Origin of the sequence: Pseudomonas sp. GW531-T4 (assembly GCF_017349615.1) — a bacterium.
Lineage (GTDB): Bacteria > Pseudomonadota > Gammaproteobacteria > Pseudomonadales > Pseudomonadaceae > Aquipseudomonas > Aquipseudomonas chlororaphis_I.
In genome coordinates this window covers 1-284 of the sequence record NZ_JACMZT010000096.1, presented here as the reverse complement: position 1 = coordinate 284, position 284 = coordinate 1, and the positions used below count along the sequence as shown (strand labels likewise).

The window sequence follows — 284 nt, the reverse complement described above, 5'->3', positions numbered from 1 at the left end:
ATTGATGATGTTCGTGCGAGCAAACACATCTAAAAAACCGGCGTTCTTATGCACGATATTAATACTTTCCTTCCTTTTTGGGAGGGCTTTTCTGTCGTCACGATCAAGCCTGATGGCGATGCCCTACAGATCGATCTGACGCCCCACACCACCCGATTCCCTTCCTGTGGTGGATGCCAAAAGCCCTGTTCAACCACTCACGAGTATTGCGAGCGAGTCGTTCGTGATTTGCCCATTCTCGGCCGTGCAGTGCGCCTCAGCGTTTTGCTCAGACGTGTTGGCTG

At 51.8% G+C, this 284-nt stretch carries 1 pseudogene; it reads left to right on the top strand.

Annotated elements, in window-relative coordinates:
* Positions 1 to 48: 48 nt before the first annotated feature.
* Positions 49 to 284, top strand: a pseudogene (locus tag J4D28_RS30340) (ISL3 family transposase); the annotation flags it as partial.